Below are 16,035 nucleotides of genomic sequence, written 5' to 3'. Positions count from 1 at the left end.
CACCTCCTGCTTGATAAATTATTAGCAAGAGGTGTGCCAAAGAGGGATTTTAAGCGGGGTTATTTGACTTTGTAGACGATGCCAGGATTGCAACGGACCATTTCGAACCGATCGGTCAGACCAGCCAGTGACTCTGAGGCCCCCAGCATCAGATAACCACCAGGGTTGAGGCTGGCTGCGAACTGATTGAGGATCTTCGACTTCACTTCCGGCGCAAAGTAGATGAGCACGTTACGGCAGAAGATGATGTCAAACTTGCCGAGCAGGCTGTAGCTCTCCAGCAGGTTCAGTGGCCGGAACGTGGTCAATTTTCTGACACGTTCCACCACCCGCATCTTGTTGTCACCATAAGGTTCGAAGAACAATTTTTTGCGCTCAGGTGACAAACCACGAGCCAGCGCCAGGCTGTCGTAAACCCCTTCCTTGCACTGATTGAGCATGGTGCTGGAAATATCTGTGCCCACAATCTGCACGCCACCGGGCAAGGTACCCGGCTTCTTGACCTGCTGTTCCAGCGCCGTCATGGCGATGGAATAGGGCTCCTGCCCGGACGAGGAGGCAGCCGACCAGATCTTGATCGGACGGCCACTCTTGCCCAGTTCGGGAAAAAGCTTGTCAGTGAGTAGTTGAAAGGGGTAAGTATCGCGAAACCAGAGGGTCTCGTTGGTAGTCATGGCATCAACCACTGCCATTTTCAGGTCACGCTCACGCACACTCATCGCTCGAGTAACCAGATCAGACAGACTCTCAATACCAAACTGAGTCATCAAGGGTGAAAGCCGACTCTTGACCAGATACTGTTTGTTGTCACCCAGCACGATTCCGCTCTGTACTGCCAGAAAGTTGCTGAATTGTTTGTATAAGTCGTCCGAAAGTGTCTTCATGCAGTTTGTTCTTCTTGATTAGAGTGCGCCTTGTACGGCTTTGGCCAACTCATCCGGTTGGAATTTGGCGATGAAATTGTTCGCACCGACTTTCTGCACCATGGCCTGATTGAACACCCCACTGAGGGATGTGTGCAGAATAACATGTAAGTCCTTGAGATTGGGATTGTTACGGATCTCGGCGGTAAAAGTATAACCGTCCATTTCCGGCATCTCGATGTCCGAGATCACCAAGGCAATCTGATCCTTGATGGGGCCATTCTTGGCCATCTCCAGCAACATGTTGAGTGCCTCACGCCCATCCTTTGCCAGCACACATTGCACGCCAATCGCCTCGAGGGCTCGCTGCACCTGCTTGCGAGCAACAGAAGAGTCATCTGCTACCAGCACGGGACGACCATGGGTATTGTGCTCAGCACTGGCATCCACCAACTCGGCACTTACTTCGGTCGACACCGGGGAGATTTCGTTGAGGATACGTTCAACATCCAGGATCTCCACCAGCTCGCCGTCTACCTCTGTGACCGCAGTCATGTAGTTGATGCGCCCTGCCCCTTTGGGTGGCGGCAGAATGGATTCCCAGTTCATGTTGATGATGCGTTCAACCGAATGCACCAAGAAGCCCTGAACTGAACGGTTGTACTCGGAAATAATAATGAAACACTTGCTCAGGTCCTCGATGGGACGTTTGCCCACCGCCATGCTGAGATCAATCACCGAAATGGTCTGGCCACGGATGTGCGCAACGCCACGAATACAGGAATTGAGCTTGGGCATGACGGTCAAGGGAGGGCATTGCAGCACTTCACGCACTTTAAATACGTTGATGCCAAATCTTTGACGTCCATTGAGACGAAACAACAGCAGCTCCAACCGGTTTTGTCCCACCAGCTGGGTACGTTGGTTGACCGAGTCCATAATACTGGCCATAAACACTCCCTAAAAACGCTTGGCATTAATCATGCATGCGTATTGGCTTGCGTCAGACTATCGATGTCACTACAAACGAATTCTGAAGCAAGCATAGTTAAATATGGTGATATGCGTGAACAACTTATCGGCCTGCGAGAGAAAATGATTAGTAGACTTTTCCTCATCTTACTGCTGTTTTGCGGCATATCTCACGCCACGGCATCCGAGGTGACCAGTTATCTGCAAGAAATGGCGCAAGAGTTTGTGCTCGGCCAGCTCGATATTCCACTCGATGCCCAGGCTCATGTGCAAGCTGCCTCCATTGATGTCAGGCTACCTTTGAGCCGCTGCGAGCAGCATCTTACCATCAGCCTTCCCGCCAGGATGGAGGTGCGTCGTAACACCACCGTCTACCTCAAATGTGAGGAAGAAAAACCTTGGGACCTCTATTTGCCGGTGCGCGTCAGCATCCAGAAACCCTATGTGACCGTGGCTACCCCGGTAGCCAAGGGCGACATACTCAGTGAGAGTGTCTTGACGCTGGCCTATCAGGATCAGACCCAGATCCGCGGTGATTATCTGAGCGATCAGGCCCCCCTGATAGGGGTCCGCAGCAAACGGGAACTCAAGCCGGGTCAGCCCATACGGCTCAGCCAAGTCTGCGTGGTTTGCAAAGGCGACCAGGTCACACTCAGTGCAGAAAACAGCAGCATGCAAATCAAAACCATGGCCCGAGCCTTGCAAGATGGCAGCTTCGGAGACATGATCAGCCTCGTCAATATTCGTTCAGGAAAAACAGTGCAAGGGAAAGTCAGCGCAGTCGGCTCTGTCGTGGTCCCCTTCTGATATGTTTTTCTGGTTATTTTTTTCTAAAGTTCTGACGACGGTCACCGATAAACAGGTAAGCGAACAGCAAAGCAGACGAAGGTAAACACTATGGCTATTAACAATATCAACAACTTGGCGAATAATCGGTTGCAAAACACCGGTAACAGCCAGGGTGCCAACACCAAACAAGCGACCTCGTCTCCCGACAACCGTGCGGCGACTGTCAAGACAGACTCCGTCTCCTTGACCAATGAGGCGCAGCAATTGCAACAGATGCAGAAAAACCTCAACTCAGCCTCCACCGGCAATGAAAGCCGGGTCGAGAGTCTGAAGAAAGCCGTGGCCAATGGTGAATACCAGGTCAACAGCGAGGCGGTAGCCAAAAAGATGTTCAGCTTTGAATCCACTCTGGACAAGCTGCTCGGATGATGGATTTACCTTCGCTGCTGCACACCCAAGACGAATACCTCTCCCGGATGCAAGGTTTGCTGGAGGAGGAATTCAACCTGCTCAAGCAGCACCAGGCACTGGCGCTGCCTGAGCTGGCAGAGCGCAAGCAGAAACTGCTTGCCGATATTGAAGTGCTGGACCAGACCTTGGCCCGGCTGCCCGAACTGCAACAGCAGCTGTCGGCCTTTCCAGAGCAGATGAATACCCTGCGTGAAAAACTCGATGCCTGTCAGGAACAAAACGATGTGAATGGTCGCCTGCTCGAGCTCAGCATCGTCTCCAACCGCCGCTTGGCAAGCTTTTTGAGCCAGTTGCGGGATCGCAACTCCCTGACTTATGACGCCAAGGGCAACACTCGCTCCGGCACACGCTCATTCGGCATCAAGGCCTGATCCCTTTCCGCTTCCCCTCGCGCAAGCTCTGCCCGTCGCCAACCTATAACACCAGCCTCAACAGTTCTTCGCTGTCCGCACAGGCATGGATGCTCAACACGCCCGTCTCATACCGGCCATAGGTTGCCGCCAGATCTCCCCGTGGAAAACAGATGGACCCCGGATTCATCAGCACCAGCTCCCCTTCTCGCTGCAGCACGGGTAGATGGGTGTGGCCGCTGATAAACAGGCTGCCGGGGGGCAGCGGTACCGCATCCGGGCGATAGAGATGACCATGACTGACAAACCAGCGCCGTCCATCCACCAGCAACTGGTTATAAGGTGCTGTCATGGGGAAGTTCAGCAACATCTGATCCACTTCCGAATCGCAGTTGCCACGCACCGCCATGATGTGCGGCGCCAGCTGATTGAGCCGCTCCGCCACGGCGGCGGGGGCATAACCCGGCGGCACCGGATTGCGAGGGCCATGGTTGAGCAGATCGCCGAGCAGCAGATAGTGATCGGGCTGCCAGGGAGCAAGCTGGGCCAGCACCTGTTCCAGTGCGCTCAGGCTGCCGTGCAGGTCTGAAATGATGGCAATCTTCATCGCGAACTCCCTTACTGCTTGCTGAAATAGAGATCCTTGGTGGCGATAGCCCCCTTGAGGTTCTGGCTCGGCAACCCTCGCAGTGTGGGGTCCACCAGCCGCATCTGGTTGTAGTGATACACGGGAATGGCGGGCATTTCGTCCATCAGCAGCTGCTCGGCCTGGCGATAGAGTCCGGTCCGGGTACTACCATCCAGGGTGTCCGATGCCTGCTGCAGCAAGCCATCAAAGGCCGGATTGCAATAGCCGCTCTCGTTCTGGGGATCCTGACAGCGGAAGCTGTTGAGCATGGATGAGGGCTCCACATAATCTCCAAACAGGAAGGAGCGGACCAGCATGAAATCACCACTGTCTTTTGCCACCTGATAGGCGCTCCACTCCATGTTGTTGAGCGACACCTCCACCCCCAGCGGTTTCCACATGGCGGCCACCGCCAGCGCCAGCTTCTTGTGGCTCTCAGACGTGTTGTAGGTCAACGTCAGCTTGAAGGGACGGGCACTGTTGTAACCTGCCTGCGCCATCAAGGCGGCAGCCTTGGCCAGCCGTGTCGGCTGATCCTGCAGAGCCAGCGGTGAACCAAGTGCCTCATAGCCTGGCATGCCAGGCAGCAGAGACCAGGCAGGCCGCTCCCCCTGACCGCTGACCTGTTCGGTCAGCACATGACGGTCTATGGTCATGGCCAGTGCCTGGCGCACCCGTACATCCTGCAGCTCGGGACGGCGCAGATTGAAGGTATAGAGATAGGTGCCAAGCAGCGGCAGACCCCAAATCCGCTCTGGCGTCGCCTCTTTGGTCTTCTGGTAATACTCCAGTGCCACCTTGTTGGTGAGCTGGATCTCCCCGGCCTCATAGCGCAGCCGTTCAGCATGCTGGGAGGAGAGCGGCAGATAGGTCACCCGCTTGATCCGGGTATGCAAGTCATCCCAATAATGGATGTTGCGCTCAGCCTCGATACGCTCATTGGGCGCCCAGTTCACCAGCTTGTAAGCCCCATTGCTGACCAGTTTGCCGGGCTGAGTCCACTCTTTGCCAAACTGGGTGATCGCCTGCTCATTGACGGGAACAAAGGGGCGTTGACTGACCAGTTGCAGGAAATAGGGTACGGGCCGCTCCAGTGTCACCTTGAGGATCTGGCTGCTCTCGGCTTCCACCCCCAGCGACGTGAGCTCGAGAGCCCCGGCATAAATGGATTGAGCATTGTTGATACCGGTCGCCAGCAGCAATCCGGCGGAAGGGGACCCTTGTGCCGGATCCAGCAGCCGACGCCAGGCGTAGACGAAATCCTGTGCGGTAAGCGGCTCGCCGTTGGACCATTTGAGCTGGGGTCGCAGGAAGAAGCGCCACACCAGCCCATCTTCGCTGGTCTCCCAGCGCTGGGCCTGAGCCGGCACTATCTTGCCCTGACCATCTTCGCTCACCAGCCCTTCAAACAAATCCACCAGCACCACTTCCCCCGGAAAACCGGAGCGGATCTGGGCAGGATCGAGGGACTCAGGTTCATCACCGTTGCCCTTGACCAGCGTCTGGCGATCCGACAGCACAGTCTCCTGGGTAACCGTGGTTGCTTGCAGCGACGGGGCCATCAGCAGGCCCAGCAGCAAGGGAGAAAGCCAGCGACGGGCTGGCCGGCGTTCCGGCTGATAAACAGCGGGGCGGTAAACCATGACATAAACCTCGTTCAATTCACTTTATTTCAAGAAGGGGGAAGGCCGGCAGCGCGCCTGAATACGAATGCATGATGCTGCGCTTGTTATCCCCGAAGACGCCCCGTATTGTATCGGGCTTGCCCAAGAGATGGAGTCTTTCGGGCTATTTTTTTCCGTAGTTTTTATGAAATGCGAGTGGCTGTCGCTGGTAACGTCCTGACACGTCTTTCGATCTGGCTACATTCTCAGGAGTTTTTATGGGGTATGAGTGGCTGGCGCTGGCAGCGGCCAGTTTGTGGGCAGTGGCGGCCCTGATTTCGGTCAAACCGGCCCGCCACCTGGGGGCATTCGCCTACAGTCGCTGGCGCATGTTTCTGGTCAGCCTGATGCTGGGCACCGCCAGCATCGCCACCGGAGGCTGGCAATCCCTTAGCGAGAGCGCCCTTCCCCTGCTGGCGCTGTCGGGCCTGATCGGTATCTTTGTCGGGGATACAGCACTGTTTGCCTGCATGAACCGGCTGGGGCCCAGACGCAGCGGCCTGTTGTTCTCCTGCCATGCTCTCTTCTCCGCCCTGCTCGGTCTCTGGTTGTTTGGTGAGCAGCTCGGCGGCTGGCGACTGGTGGGAGCGCTGCTGGTATTTGCCGGTGTCATGCTCGCCATCCTGTTCGGCCGGCGTGGCGGCAACGAGTGGGAACAGGTGCGTGGACACCTTGCCATCGGCATCGGCCTGGGGCTGACCGCGGCCTTCTGTCAGAGCCTGGGTGCCATCATCGCCAAGCCAGTGATGATGAGTGGCAATATCGACGCTGTGAGCGCCTCCGGCATCCGCATGGGCAGTGCCCTGTTGGCTCACTGCACCTTGCGAGTGCTGAGAATGCCGCTCGCCATGCCCCACAATCCCATCAACCGTCAGGTACTGGGGTTGATTGGCATCAACGGTTTCCTGGCCATGTCCATGGGGATGACACTGATCCTGGTCGCCCTGCGCCAGGGAGAGGTCGGCATGGTAGCGATCCTCTCCTCCACCACACCTGTCATTCTGCTCCCCCTGCTGTGGTGGCATTCAGGTCAGCGCCCCTCCCTTGCGGCCTGGGCGGGCGCCCTGCTGGCTACGCTGGGTACGGCCATGGTGCTGGGGGTCAGCGGACACTGAGCAAGGCGCGCCTTGCTCAGTGTCAGGCGAGCGGCTTAGAACTGGGCGATTTCCTCTGCCGTCAGTTCGCGGTATTCGCCCGGAGCCAACGCCTCATCCAGCGCCAGTGTACCGATCTGCTCCCGATGCAGCCCCACCACCTTGTTGCCGATGGAAGCAAACATCCGCTTCACCTGATGATACTTGCCTTCATGGATAGTGAGTCGCGCCTCGCACTCGGCCAGAATTTCCAGCTGGGCGGGACGGGTCTTCTCGGTCTCGTTGCGCAGAAACACGCCATCGGCAAACAAGGATATGGCATCCTGATGCACCGGGTCGGCCAACCAGACATGGTAGGTCTTGGCACACTCATGGCGTGGCGAGGTGATGCGGTGGGACCATTTGCCATCATCGGTGACCAGCACCAGACCCGTGGTATCGAGATCGAGTCGACCAACCACGTGCAGCTTGCCCATGGCGGGTTCATCCATCAGGAAGAAAACGGTCGGGTGATCCGGATCCTCGTTGGAGCAGACGTAACCTTCCGGTTTGTGCAGCATGAAGTAGCGATTGCGCTGATCCAGCGTCAGCATGACACCGTCAAATTCAACCTGGCTCTGCTCGTTGATGTGAAAAGCGGGTTGTTTGACCACTATGCCATCCACAGTGACCTCTCCCTGCCGGATCAGTTTGCCCGCCAGGGAACGGGTCAAATCGGAACAATCGCAAAGAAATTTATCGAGCCGCATGCACAACCTCAGAGTCCATCAATAAAGGGGCGCCATTATATAGGCCAAGGCCAACAACTCCAGCAATAAGCAGTGCTGGCGTAAACCGTACCACAATGACGAAGCATGGCGCGGATGTTAGACTGCCTGCTGAGGGCCTAACATTACGCATAATAATAAAGTCAGGAAGCCGTATGAAGTCACACACTCCTCATCCCGTCATTCCCGTCAACCAGCTACAAGCAGGCATGTATGTGATCGCCATTACCAGCCAGACCGGCGGCATGGAGATCGCCCAGATGGGGCTGGTGACGACTCGTCGGCAAATTGATGACCTGATCCGGCGCGGTGTGCTCACGGTGCGCGTCGATCTCGCCCGCAGCAAATTGGCTGGCATAGAGCAGATTATCTTTCCCGACCCGGCAGCCTCTTCAATTACGTCACAACGCCCGACAGGCAGCGCCAACGGCGAGGGGCGTGAGCTCAAGATCCGCCGCCTGTATCAGGAGGCCCGTGAGCTGCAAGGCAAATTCATTCGCCAGCTAAAGGCGGGTGAGCCCATCGACATTACCCCCTTGGCAACCGTGGCCGAAGAGATGGTGGACACAATGTTCACCCACGGCGATGCCATGCTCTGTCTGGCCCGCATTCGTGCCAAGGATGCCTACCTGATGGAGCACTCCATGAACGTGGCCATACTGCTGGCCAACTTCGGCCGTTATCTGGCGCTGGAGCGCAGCGTGCTCAAGGAGCTGACCCTGGGGGGGCTGCTGCATGATGTGGGCAAGATCATGACCCCGGATGAGGTGCTCAACAAACCGGGCAAGCTGACCGATGAAGAGTTCACCGTGATGCGCCAGCACGTGGTACATAGCCATGACATTCTGAGCAGCACGCCGGGCATCACAGCCACCATGCTGGAAGTCGCCGCCAATCACCATGAGCGGCTCGATGGCACCGGCTATCCCCGCCACCTCAAGGGTGACCAGCTGTCTCTCTACACCCGCATGAGCGGTATCGTCGATGTCTACGACGCTGTGACGGCGGATCGGGTCTACAAGCAGGGGATGCAGCCGACCCAGGCATTCCGGATCCTGCTCAAGGGGGCAGACCACCATTTTGATCGACTGCTGGTGACCAAGTTCATCAAATGCATGGGGGTCTATCCGGTGGGTACCCTGGTACAACTCTCCAACCAGCGACTGGCAATCGTCATGCAGCGCAATCCGCAAGAGCCGCTCAAGCCGGTGGTGAAGGTGATCTATCACGCGGCCCAGCGCCACTACCTCGAGGTGCAGTGGCTGGATCTGGCGAAGTCCGGGGTACAGGAGAGCATAGAAAGCACGGTCGATCCCAAAGAGTTTGGCATCAGCCTCGCCAACTTCGTCTAGTTGGCGCCCCCTTCCCGTTCGACACAGTGCTGGATCAAAAACTCTTCATCCAGCGGTGACAGATCAAAACGGATGCTGGCCTCTTCAATGGCACGGATATCGTGTTGATGATGCTCGCTGAGCCAGCGTACGGCGCGGCGCAGATCTTCGCCATGGGGCAGCAGAGTGTGGTCGCTCATGGGGGATACCTCCGTTAAGCCATTGGCACCAGCCGCACTATCGGGCTGTCTTTGTATAGCGTAGACCGTTCGCCGCCCCTTCTCGATCTCCCCCTCCATCTTGCCGCAGACAAAAAACCGAGATCAAGGCAGGCAAACGCCCTATCCACCACAGATGCCTTGACCACTGCCCGGCCGCCTCTTGGCCACAAGAGTGGCCGGCAACCAGCAAGTGATCCGTCCTTTGGTACAAGCCGGTCTGGCGACTTGACGCCAGCCACCCTGTCAAGGGTATGCTCGTCCTCTTGCCGACCCGTCCCGCTGGCAGCGGGATCGCCGTACCTCTTTTACAAGGCAGTCATACAAGGAAGCTGAATGCAAACCAAGGACAAGTGTCTGGCCGCCCTGGTCATCCTCTGCTGGGGGCTGAATTTCGTGGCGATCAAGTGGGGGCTGGAGGGGATACCGCCGCTGTTGCTGGGAGCGCTGCGCTTCGTCGGCGTGGTCTTCCCCGCCATCTTGCTGGTGCCCAGGCCCACCATGCCCTGGCGCTGGCTGCTGGCCTATGGTGGCGCCATCAGCCTGGGACAGTTTGCCTTCCTGTTCAGTGCCATGAAGTTCGGCATGCCGGCGGGCATGGCCTCGCTGGTACTGCAATCCCAGGTGGTGTTCACCCTGCTGTTCGCCATGCTCTGGCTGGGGGAGCGCTGGCAGCCCCATCACTGGGTAGCGTTGCCACTGGCGGGCGCAGGACTCTATCTCATCGCCACCCATGGCGAGGGTAACCTGACCCTGCTCGGCTTCGTGCTGACGCTCTGCGCAGCCGCCTGCTGGGGCCTTGGCAACGTCATCAATCGCCAGATTGGCCTGCGCTATCAAACTTCCCTGCCCAGCCTCATCGCCTGGGCGGCCTGGTGCCCATACTGCCTTTCTTCGCCCTGTCCTGGTTGTTCGAAGGGCCGGAGCGCATTGCCGCCAGCCTGCTCAACTTCAGCTGGCAGGGGCTCTTGTGCGTGCTCTATCTCTCCTTTGTCGCCACCTGGCTCGGTTACGGCCTGTGGGGCCGCCTGCTGATGCGTTATCCGGTGGCCCAGGTGGCACAGCTCTCCCTGCTGGTGCCCTGCGTCGGCATGGTGGCGGCTGCCGTCCTGCTCGATGAGCACCCCACTCCGTTGCAGTGGCTGGGTTCTGGTCTGGTGCTGCTCGGCTTCGTGGTCCATCTGCTGGGTGGCCGGCTGCGCTGGTTCAAGCCACAGACGGCGCCTTGATGACCAGGGCGTTATTTGCCCATCGCCATTGACCCAACTGGCAAAAATTTCCATCATGAGCAAGTCCCTATCGGGACTGACGTCACCAGACCGTGCCTGCAGGATGCAGACCATCAGGAGAGAGCAAGGATATGCCATCGACAGCCTCAGCCGGGGTGAGCCCCGTCCCGACCCTTATTCGCACCACTGCTTACACCGCCGCCATCACCCTGATCCTGTGCTGGAGTCAGTTTGGCTGGGGAGCCGGCCTGCCTGCGGATCTCAAGTGGGAGAGCAACAATGCGGATCCTGTCTACGCCGACCCGGCCGCCAAACGGGGCGGTACCTTTCGCGGATTTGTCACCAGCTTTCCGCTGACCCTGCGCAAATTCGGGCCCGATTCCAACGGCAGCTTTGCCAGCTATGTCAGGGAAAGCAACCTGCCGCTGCTGAGCACCCATCCCGTCACAGGCAACCCCATGCCCATGCTGGCAAACGCGTGGGCTTTTGGCGCCGATCACAAGACTCTCTATTTTCGCATCAACCCCAAGGCTCGCTGGTCAGATGGCAAGCCCGTCACTGCCGATGACTGGGTGTTTCCCTCAAGATGATGCGCAGCAAGGAAATAAATGACCCCTGGTACAACAACTACTACAGCACCCAGATCGCAGACGTGACACGCTTCGATGACCACACCCTCTCCATCACCAGCGGCAGCGAAAAGAGTCGGGAAGATCTGCTGGAATCCCTGCCATTCACCCCTGAGCCAAGCCACGCCATCAAGCTCACGGCCAACTGGGTCAAGGAGTACAACTGGAAAATACTGCCAGTCACAGGTCCCTATCAGCTCGGCGAGATAAAAAAGGGCAAGTCGGTTAGCTTCAAGCGGATCAAAGATTGGTGGGGAGACGAGGAACGCTACTTTCAGCACCGCTTCAACCCGGACAGGATTGAGATCAAGGTGTTGCGGGATCAGAACATCGCCTGGCAACACTTCTTGCGCGGCGACCTGGATACCTTCCCGCTGGTCATGCCCAACTGGTGGCACGACAAGACCAAAACCGCAGAATTCGAGAAGGGTTATATCGAGGGGCTCTGGTTCTACAACCAGACCCCACAATCCCCCATGGGGCTCTATCTCAACACAGCAGACCCGCTGCTCAGCGAGCTCAATGTCCGGCTCGGCATCCAGCATTCCCTCAACCTAGACAAGATGCTCGTCACCTTGCTTCGAGGGGATTACCAGCGACTCAACAGCTACGGGTCGGGCCAAGGGGATTTGGCCAACACAGAGATAAAGGCACGCCCGTTTGATCCCAAACTTGCGCGCAGCTATTTCGCCAAGGCTGGTTTCAACAAGGTGGGGCCACAGGGCATTTTGCAAAACAACAAGGGGCAGCCACTGACCCTGACCATCACATACACCACTGCAGAACATGCCCAGCGGCTCACTTTGCTGCGGGAGGAGACCAAGAAGGCGGGGCTCAATCTCGAGCTCAACCTGATGGATGCCTCTTCGGGTTTCAAGTCCATGCTGGAGAAAAAACACCAGAGTGCCTGGATGGCATGGAGCGGCGGTCGCTATCCCGCTTATTGGGAGTTTTTCCACAAGGTCAATGCCAACAAGCCCCAGACCAACAACATCATGAACATCGATGATGACGCCATCACTGCCCTGGTTGAGCAGTACGACAAGGAGTTCGACTTCGCCAAAAAAGCGGCGCTATCGCGGCAGATCCAGCAGCGTCTGTATGAACTGGCCAGCTTTGTCCCTGCCTATCAAGTGCCCTATACCCGGGAAGGGGCCTGGCGCTGGATAAAATTGCCCAAGCTGCCCGCCACACCCAAAAGTGACCTGCTTTACTGGCCACTCGATGGCGGAAGTAGCGGCTACAGCTACGGCGGTCTGCTCTGGATCGACGACCAGCTAAAAACCGAGACAAAAGCCGCCATCAAAAACGGCAAGACCTTTCCTGCCGTCATGAAGATAGACACCACTTATCAGCAGCCTTGAGACCAAAGTACATATCAAACAAAAGACCCCGCACCAGAGGTGACGGGGTCTTTTTTGTTTGCAACCGTGGTTGCAGCCTTGACGCTAGGGGCGATTAAGCGCGCTTGGCCTGCTTCTCGGCAATGGCATCAGCCACGTCAGCCGGCGACAGCACTATGCCTTCCTGATCCGGAGTCGGGAACACGGCGACGCACAGCTCGTCCTGCTCCATACCGTCAACCCAGCGCTCCAGCCACACCTTGAGGGTGATGGACTGCGGCTTGCATTCGGCCCATTCACCCTCGGCCCACGCCTGGGCGTACTCAGGGTGTGGCCATACAGGGATGCAATCTTCATCGTCTGTGGTCAGCATCATGACGCCGTGCTCGTCGGTCAGGACAAACAGCTCTTCGTACTCGACCAGCTTGCTGATGAAGTGCTCGTAACGGTAGTCGGCATTCAGTTGCAGCGCAGCATTGCGCTCGGTTTCGCTCAGTTCATAGCTCATTGGCCAAGTCTCTCTTTCAATAAAGGGCGCCATGTTCACATCTTGCTGACAGCTTGTCCAGTATGAGAGATCGGTCACCTATTTTTCGGCAATATCAGCCCAGTTCAGGTGTCACCAGGGAGATCTCCGTCGTCTCGCAACAACGCTGGCGCAGCCAGTAGGCAGATTCCACCTCAACGAAGCAGAGCTGATCCCGTCCAGCCAACGCGCCACCCATGATCTGCTCGAATCGCAGCAGCTGTTGTTGCTCCCAGGCGTTGGCCAGTTTGGAACCATGGGCTTCGTCCACCACCTCGCGGCGCAGCTCGAACAGGTTGTCGGTGATCGGGCTGTTTATCTTGGCCGGGCTGTGCCAATACATCAGCAGATTGTCCATCATCTCGCTGTCGTAGTTGGCAAGGGCATCCAGCTCGGGCGTCGCTCCGACATCGCTGGCAGCAAAGTCACACCAGCCAGCTGTCAGCGGCGCCAGGGTTTGCGCAGCCGCACCCTTGCCATGCTGACGCAATACGGCCACATCCGCCCCCTTTATGGTTGGCAGCCAGACATCGCCCTGATGCTGGTCGAGCAGAGGTAGCAGCAGAGAGGCGGGATAAACAGGGAAACGGGGGCCGAGAGTGTGAAGCAGTGATACTAGCGTGATCTTTACCATGAGGGGCGCCTTGAACTGGAAGGCCGATATTCAGTGCTCGGCCAGAAAGACAAAGGAGAGCCTTATCCTATCATGTTTGAACGCTGGCGAGCGGACTCACATTTTCACTGCTCAACTCGGAGATCAGCGTCCAAAAAAACAGCGTTCAGCACTCCCCGCACGGATAAAGCCCAATAGTTTGAACCAGCGCCCACTAAAGTGGATCCGGGAATGCTAGTTTGCATACATCTTTAGCGTAAGGAGTGCATTCATGATTGGGATCGACCAGATTTCTAACGACTTTGTAAACGACTTGAAAATACTGGCATGCTTTGATCCGGCCAACATGAGCCTGGGGATCAAATTGCGCAGTGACATGTCCGACGAGCTGTGTCAGGCGGCTGTACGTCTGCATCAGCAAGGGCTCATCAGCGCAGAAGATGGCGGCTACCTGACTCCTTTTGGCATGACAATGGTTGAGCATCTGCAGCATCTGATAGTCGCACTCAAACCGCTTTGATCGCCTGCGGGGCCCAGAGCGAAAAGTTGATCAACTCCCAGCGCAAGCCCTGGCGCAGCAAACAGGCAAACAGCAAAGGACCTTCGGGTCCTTTTACTTTGCCATCGACCATCCACTCCCCTTCCCGCTTTGGCAAAGGCTGAGCCTTGATCTCATCAGGCTGACTATCATTCCCAAGACGTACCTGAACAAACTGCTGACATACGGCTTTCGCTTCTGTGGCGGATGTACTCTGTGTCTGAAGATCGGCAATAGTCAGCAGGCTGGCAGCAAGAAGAAGTGATGGGGTCATGGTGAAATTCAAGGTCAAAGATGATGCTGAAAACAGTGAAGATGGCCCATAAACAAAAAGCCGTGGAACCAGAGGCACCACGGCTTTCTTAAATTCTGTAAGAATTACAGAGCAGTTACGTTCTCAGCCTGCGGGCCTTTCTGACCTTGGGTCACAGAAAACTGTACGCGCTGACCTTCAGCCAGGGTACGGAAACCGTTACCGCTTATAGCGCTGAAGTGAACGAAAACGTCCGGGCCGTTTTCTTGCTGGATGAAGCCAAAACCTTTGGTTTCGTTGAAAAACTTAACGGTACCGGTGATCATGTTAGACATATCTTTAACCTGTATTCTAAATAATTACTTATGCTTTTCAGCGGATAAAGCTCAAAAACGGGATTAACTTATGAACAACAGGAAAAGATGTAAAACATCATATTCATTGACATAGCTTTGGCCCTTTCAAGCTGATTTAGATTATACGTGGCTTTGGGGATTACGCAAACAAATTTGTGCCCCGCCAATGGCAGGGCACAGCCGTTTATAGGGCGGGCGATTCCAGTGCCTGAACCAGTACCTTGAGAAAGCGAGCCGCCTCGCCGCCGGTACAGGCCCTGTGATCAAAGGTCATCGACAGAGGCAGCACTCTGACCGGGCGAGCCTCCCCGTGGATGAACACCACCTTCTCGAACAACTTGCCCGCACCTATGATGGCCACCTGCGGTGGCGTCACGATTGGGCTGGCATAACGACCCGCGATGGCACCGAAGTTGGTGAGAGTAATAGTCGCCCCCTGCAGCATCTCGCGCGGCACAGCCCGCGCCTTCACATCCGCGATCATCCGATCCAGTCCCTGCCGGATGTCGGCTCCCTCCCGCTCGGCTACGTTCTCCATCACAGGCACATAGAGCCCATGCCTGGAGTCGACCGCAATGGCCACGTTGACCTCACTGAACAGCCGCCTTGAGAGCGTATCGCCATCAAACCAGGCATTCATGGAAGGTTCGGCCCGGCAAGCGACACCGATGGCCTTGATGAGCCGCACTGTCACATCTTCGTCTGGACGCCAGTGGCGCAGATCCACTTCGTCGGTGATGCTGACCGGCACCACTGTCTGATGAGAAAGCTCCATCGCCTTGGCCATGGCCCGGCGCGAGCCCTTTAGGAACTCGTTGCCGCTGCTTTGCTGAGCCTCGAATGCCGCCTGCACATCCTGCTCGGTCACCATACCGGCACCGCCACTGCCCTTGATCCGATCGATATCCAGACCCAGTTTCTGTGCCAGCAGACGCACGGCCGGCATGGCCTGCACCAGTGCTCCGCCGGGGGCTGTGGCCCCTACCACGAAGTGATCCTCGATATGCTGTTGGTGGGCGCTGACCTTGCCCACCACAGTGCCGTCATCTTCACCCCCTTCAAATTCCACCAGTGGCGCGCCAATGTGAAGTATGTCTCCCTCCTGACCACAGAGCCTGGCAATCACCCCCGCCACCGGCGAGGGCACATCCACCAGCGCCTTGGCGGTTTCTACCGACAACAGCACCTGATCGACACTCACTGTATCGCCAGCACTCACCTTCCATTCGACGATCTCGGCCTCGGCCAACCCTTCGCCTAAATAGCTGTTCCGAATAGAAGATCACCGGAGGAAGGGAACTCAGTCCAGTTTGTGCGATCTCATTAGTCGCAAAACAAAACAAGCCACACCCAAAGGACTGAGTTGATGCCTATCCTACCACCCCTGCAACGACCACAACT

17 protein-coding genes and 2 pseudogenes are annotated in these 16,035 nt (G+C 57.0%); 8 read left to right on the top strand and 11 right to left on the bottom strand.

Annotated elements, in window-relative coordinates; all coding sequences use genetic code 11:
- Positions 1-59: 59 nt before the first annotated feature.
- On the bottom strand, positions 60-884 hold the full coding sequence (locus AXW79_RS09390) for a CheR family methyltransferase (RefSeq protein ID WP_005320215.1): 825 nt from the start codon (positions 882-884) through the stop codon (positions 60-62).
- 18 nt (positions 885-902) lie between these two features.
- Positions 903-1,814, bottom strand: coding sequence for a chemotaxis protein CheV (locus AXW79_RS09385; protein ID WP_005320217.1), 912 nt, complete (start codon positions 1,812-1,814; stop codon positions 903-905).
- Between the two features lie 222 nt (positions 1,815-2,036).
- Here AXW79_RS09385 and flgA point away from each other — a divergent pair, with 222 nt between their 5' ends.
- From flgA to AXW79_RS09370, 3 genes are all read left to right on the top strand, one after another.
- Positions 2,037-2,642 carry a flagellar basal body P-ring formation chaperone FlgA gene (gene flgA, locus AXW79_RS09380; protein WP_034282809.1) on the top strand — a complete coding sequence of 202 codons (606 nt, stop codon included), beginning with the start codon at positions 2,037-2,039 and terminating at the stop codon, positions 2,640-2,642.
- Positions 2,643-2,732: 90 nt separating this feature from the next.
- On the top strand, positions 2,733-3,053 hold the full coding sequence (gene flgM, locus AXW79_RS09375) for a flagellar biosynthesis anti-sigma factor FlgM (protein WP_005320221.1): 321 nt from the start codon (positions 2,733-2,735) through the stop codon (positions 3,051-3,053).
- On the top strand, positions 3,050-3,466 hold the full coding sequence (locus AXW79_RS09370; protein WP_011898547.1) for a flagella synthesis protein FlgN: 417 nt from the start codon (positions 3,050-3,052) through the stop codon (positions 3,464-3,466). The genes flgM and AXW79_RS09370 overlap by 4 nt, the downstream gene beginning before the upstream one ends.
- Before the next feature lie 43 nt (positions 3,467-3,509).
- Here AXW79_RS09370 and yfcE read toward each other — a convergent pair whose 3' ends face one another.
- Together yfcE and AXW79_RS09360 are read right to left on the bottom strand one after the other, a co-directional pair.
- Positions 3,510-4,052: a phosphodiesterase gene (yfcE, locus tag AXW79_RS09365; protein ID WP_005320225.1), complete on the bottom strand. Its 543-nt coding sequence runs from the start codon at positions 4,050-4,052 to the stop codon at positions 3,510-3,512.
- An 11-nt stretch (positions 4,053-4,063) separates the two neighbouring features.
- Entirely contained in the window at positions 4,064-5,716 is a 1,653-nt protein-coding gene (locus tag AXW79_RS09360) for a peptide ABC transporter substrate-binding protein (RefSeq protein ID WP_005320227.1), read from the bottom strand.
- 239 nt (positions 5,717-5,955) lie between these two features.
- On the opposite strand from AXW79_RS09360, the gene AXW79_RS09355 reads away from it, so the two are divergent.
- A complete protein-coding gene (locus AXW79_RS09355) occupies positions 5,956-6,852 on the top strand; it encodes a DMT family transporter (RefSeq protein WP_005320229.1) in 897 nt (298 codons plus the stop codon).
- A 35-nt stretch (positions 6,853-6,887) separates the two neighbouring features.
- Here the strand turns inward: AXW79_RS09355 and rsuA are convergent, their stop codons facing one another.
- On the bottom strand, positions 6,888-7,580 hold the full coding sequence (gene rsuA, locus AXW79_RS09350) for a 16S rRNA pseudouridine(516) synthase RsuA (RefSeq protein WP_005320231.1): 693 nt from the start codon (positions 7,578-7,580) through the stop codon (positions 6,888-6,890).
- Between the two features lie 173 nt (positions 7,581-7,753).
- On the opposite strand from rsuA, the gene AXW79_RS09345 reads away from it, so the two are divergent.
- Positions 7,754-8,950, top strand: a complete 1,197-nt coding sequence (locus AXW79_RS09345; RefSeq protein WP_011898545.1) for an HD-GYP domain-containing protein — start codon at positions 7,754-7,756, stop codon at positions 8,948-8,950.
- Here AXW79_RS09345 and AXW79_RS09340 read toward each other — a convergent pair.
- Complete coding sequence (locus AXW79_RS09340; protein ID WP_005320234.1) at positions 8,947-9,129, bottom strand: hypothetical protein; 183 nt, start codon at positions 9,127-9,129, stop codon at positions 8,947-8,949. The genes AXW79_RS09345 and AXW79_RS09340 overlap by 4 nt on opposite strands.
- A 354-nt stretch (positions 9,130-9,483) precedes the next feature.
- On the opposite strand from AXW79_RS09340, the pseudogene AXW79_RS09335 reads away from it, so the two are divergent.
- Together AXW79_RS09335 and AXW79_RS09330 are read left to right on the top strand one after the other, a co-directional pair.
- Positions 9,484-10,376 (top strand): annotated as a pseudogene (locus AXW79_RS09335) (EamA family transporter).
- A gap of 131 nt (positions 10,377-10,507) precedes the next feature.
- A pseudogene (locus AXW79_RS09330) lies at positions 10,508-12,369 on the top strand (extracellular solute-binding protein).
- Positions 12,370-12,463: 94 nt separating this feature from the next.
- On the opposite strand, the gene AXW79_RS09325 reads toward AXW79_RS09330, so the two are convergent.
- Both AXW79_RS09325 and AXW79_RS09320 read right to left on the bottom strand, forming a co-directional pair.
- The gene (locus tag AXW79_RS09325; protein ID WP_005320236.1) at positions 12,464-12,856 is read right to left on the bottom strand and encodes a DUF2750 domain-containing protein; all 393 of its coding nucleotides are present in this window, start codon (positions 12,854-12,856) and stop codon (positions 12,464-12,466) included.
- 94 nt (positions 12,857-12,950) lie between these two features.
- Positions 12,951-13,508 (bottom strand): hypothetical protein, encoded by a 558-nt coding sequence (locus tag AXW79_RS09320; protein WP_005320238.1) that lies wholly within the window; start codon positions 13,506-13,508, stop codon positions 12,951-12,953.
- Between the two features lie 250 nt (positions 13,509-13,758).
- Here AXW79_RS09320 and AXW79_RS09315 point away from each other — a divergent pair, with 250 nt between their 5' ends.
- Positions 13,759-14,007, top strand: a complete 249-nt coding sequence (locus AXW79_RS09315) for a TIGR02647 family protein (protein ID WP_005320240.1) — start codon at positions 13,759-13,761, stop codon at positions 14,005-14,007.
- Here AXW79_RS09315 and AXW79_RS09310 read toward each other — a convergent pair.
- From AXW79_RS09310 to AXW79_RS09300, 3 genes are all read right to left on the bottom strand, one after another.
- Positions 13,994-14,299 carry a hypothetical protein gene (locus AXW79_RS09310; protein ID WP_011898543.1) on the bottom strand — a complete coding sequence of 102 codons (306 nt, stop codon included), beginning with the start codon at positions 14,297-14,299 and terminating at the stop codon, positions 13,994-13,996. The two genes, AXW79_RS09315 and AXW79_RS09310, sit on opposite strands and share 14 nt — an antisense overlap.
- Positions 14,300-14,403: 104 nt before the next feature.
- Entirely contained in the window at positions 14,404-14,613 is a 210-nt protein-coding gene (locus AXW79_RS09305) for a cold-shock protein (RefSeq protein ID WP_005331438.1), read from the bottom strand.
- 205 nt (positions 14,614-14,818) lie between these two features.
- A complete protein-coding gene (locus AXW79_RS09300) occupies positions 14,819-15,910 on the bottom strand; it encodes a dihydrolipoamide acetyltransferase family protein (RefSeq protein ID WP_043143953.1) in 1,092 nt (363 codons plus the stop codon).
- Positions 15,911-16,035: the final 125 nt, after the last annotated feature.

This window comes from Aeromonas salmonicida subsp. salmonicida, assembly GCF_001643305.1.
GTDB lineage: Bacteria > Pseudomonadota > Gammaproteobacteria > Enterobacterales > Aeromonadaceae > Aeromonas > Aeromonas salmonicida.
The sequence above is the reverse complement of the archived record's forward strand: the minus strand, read 5'-3'. Positions and strand labels throughout refer to the sequence as shown.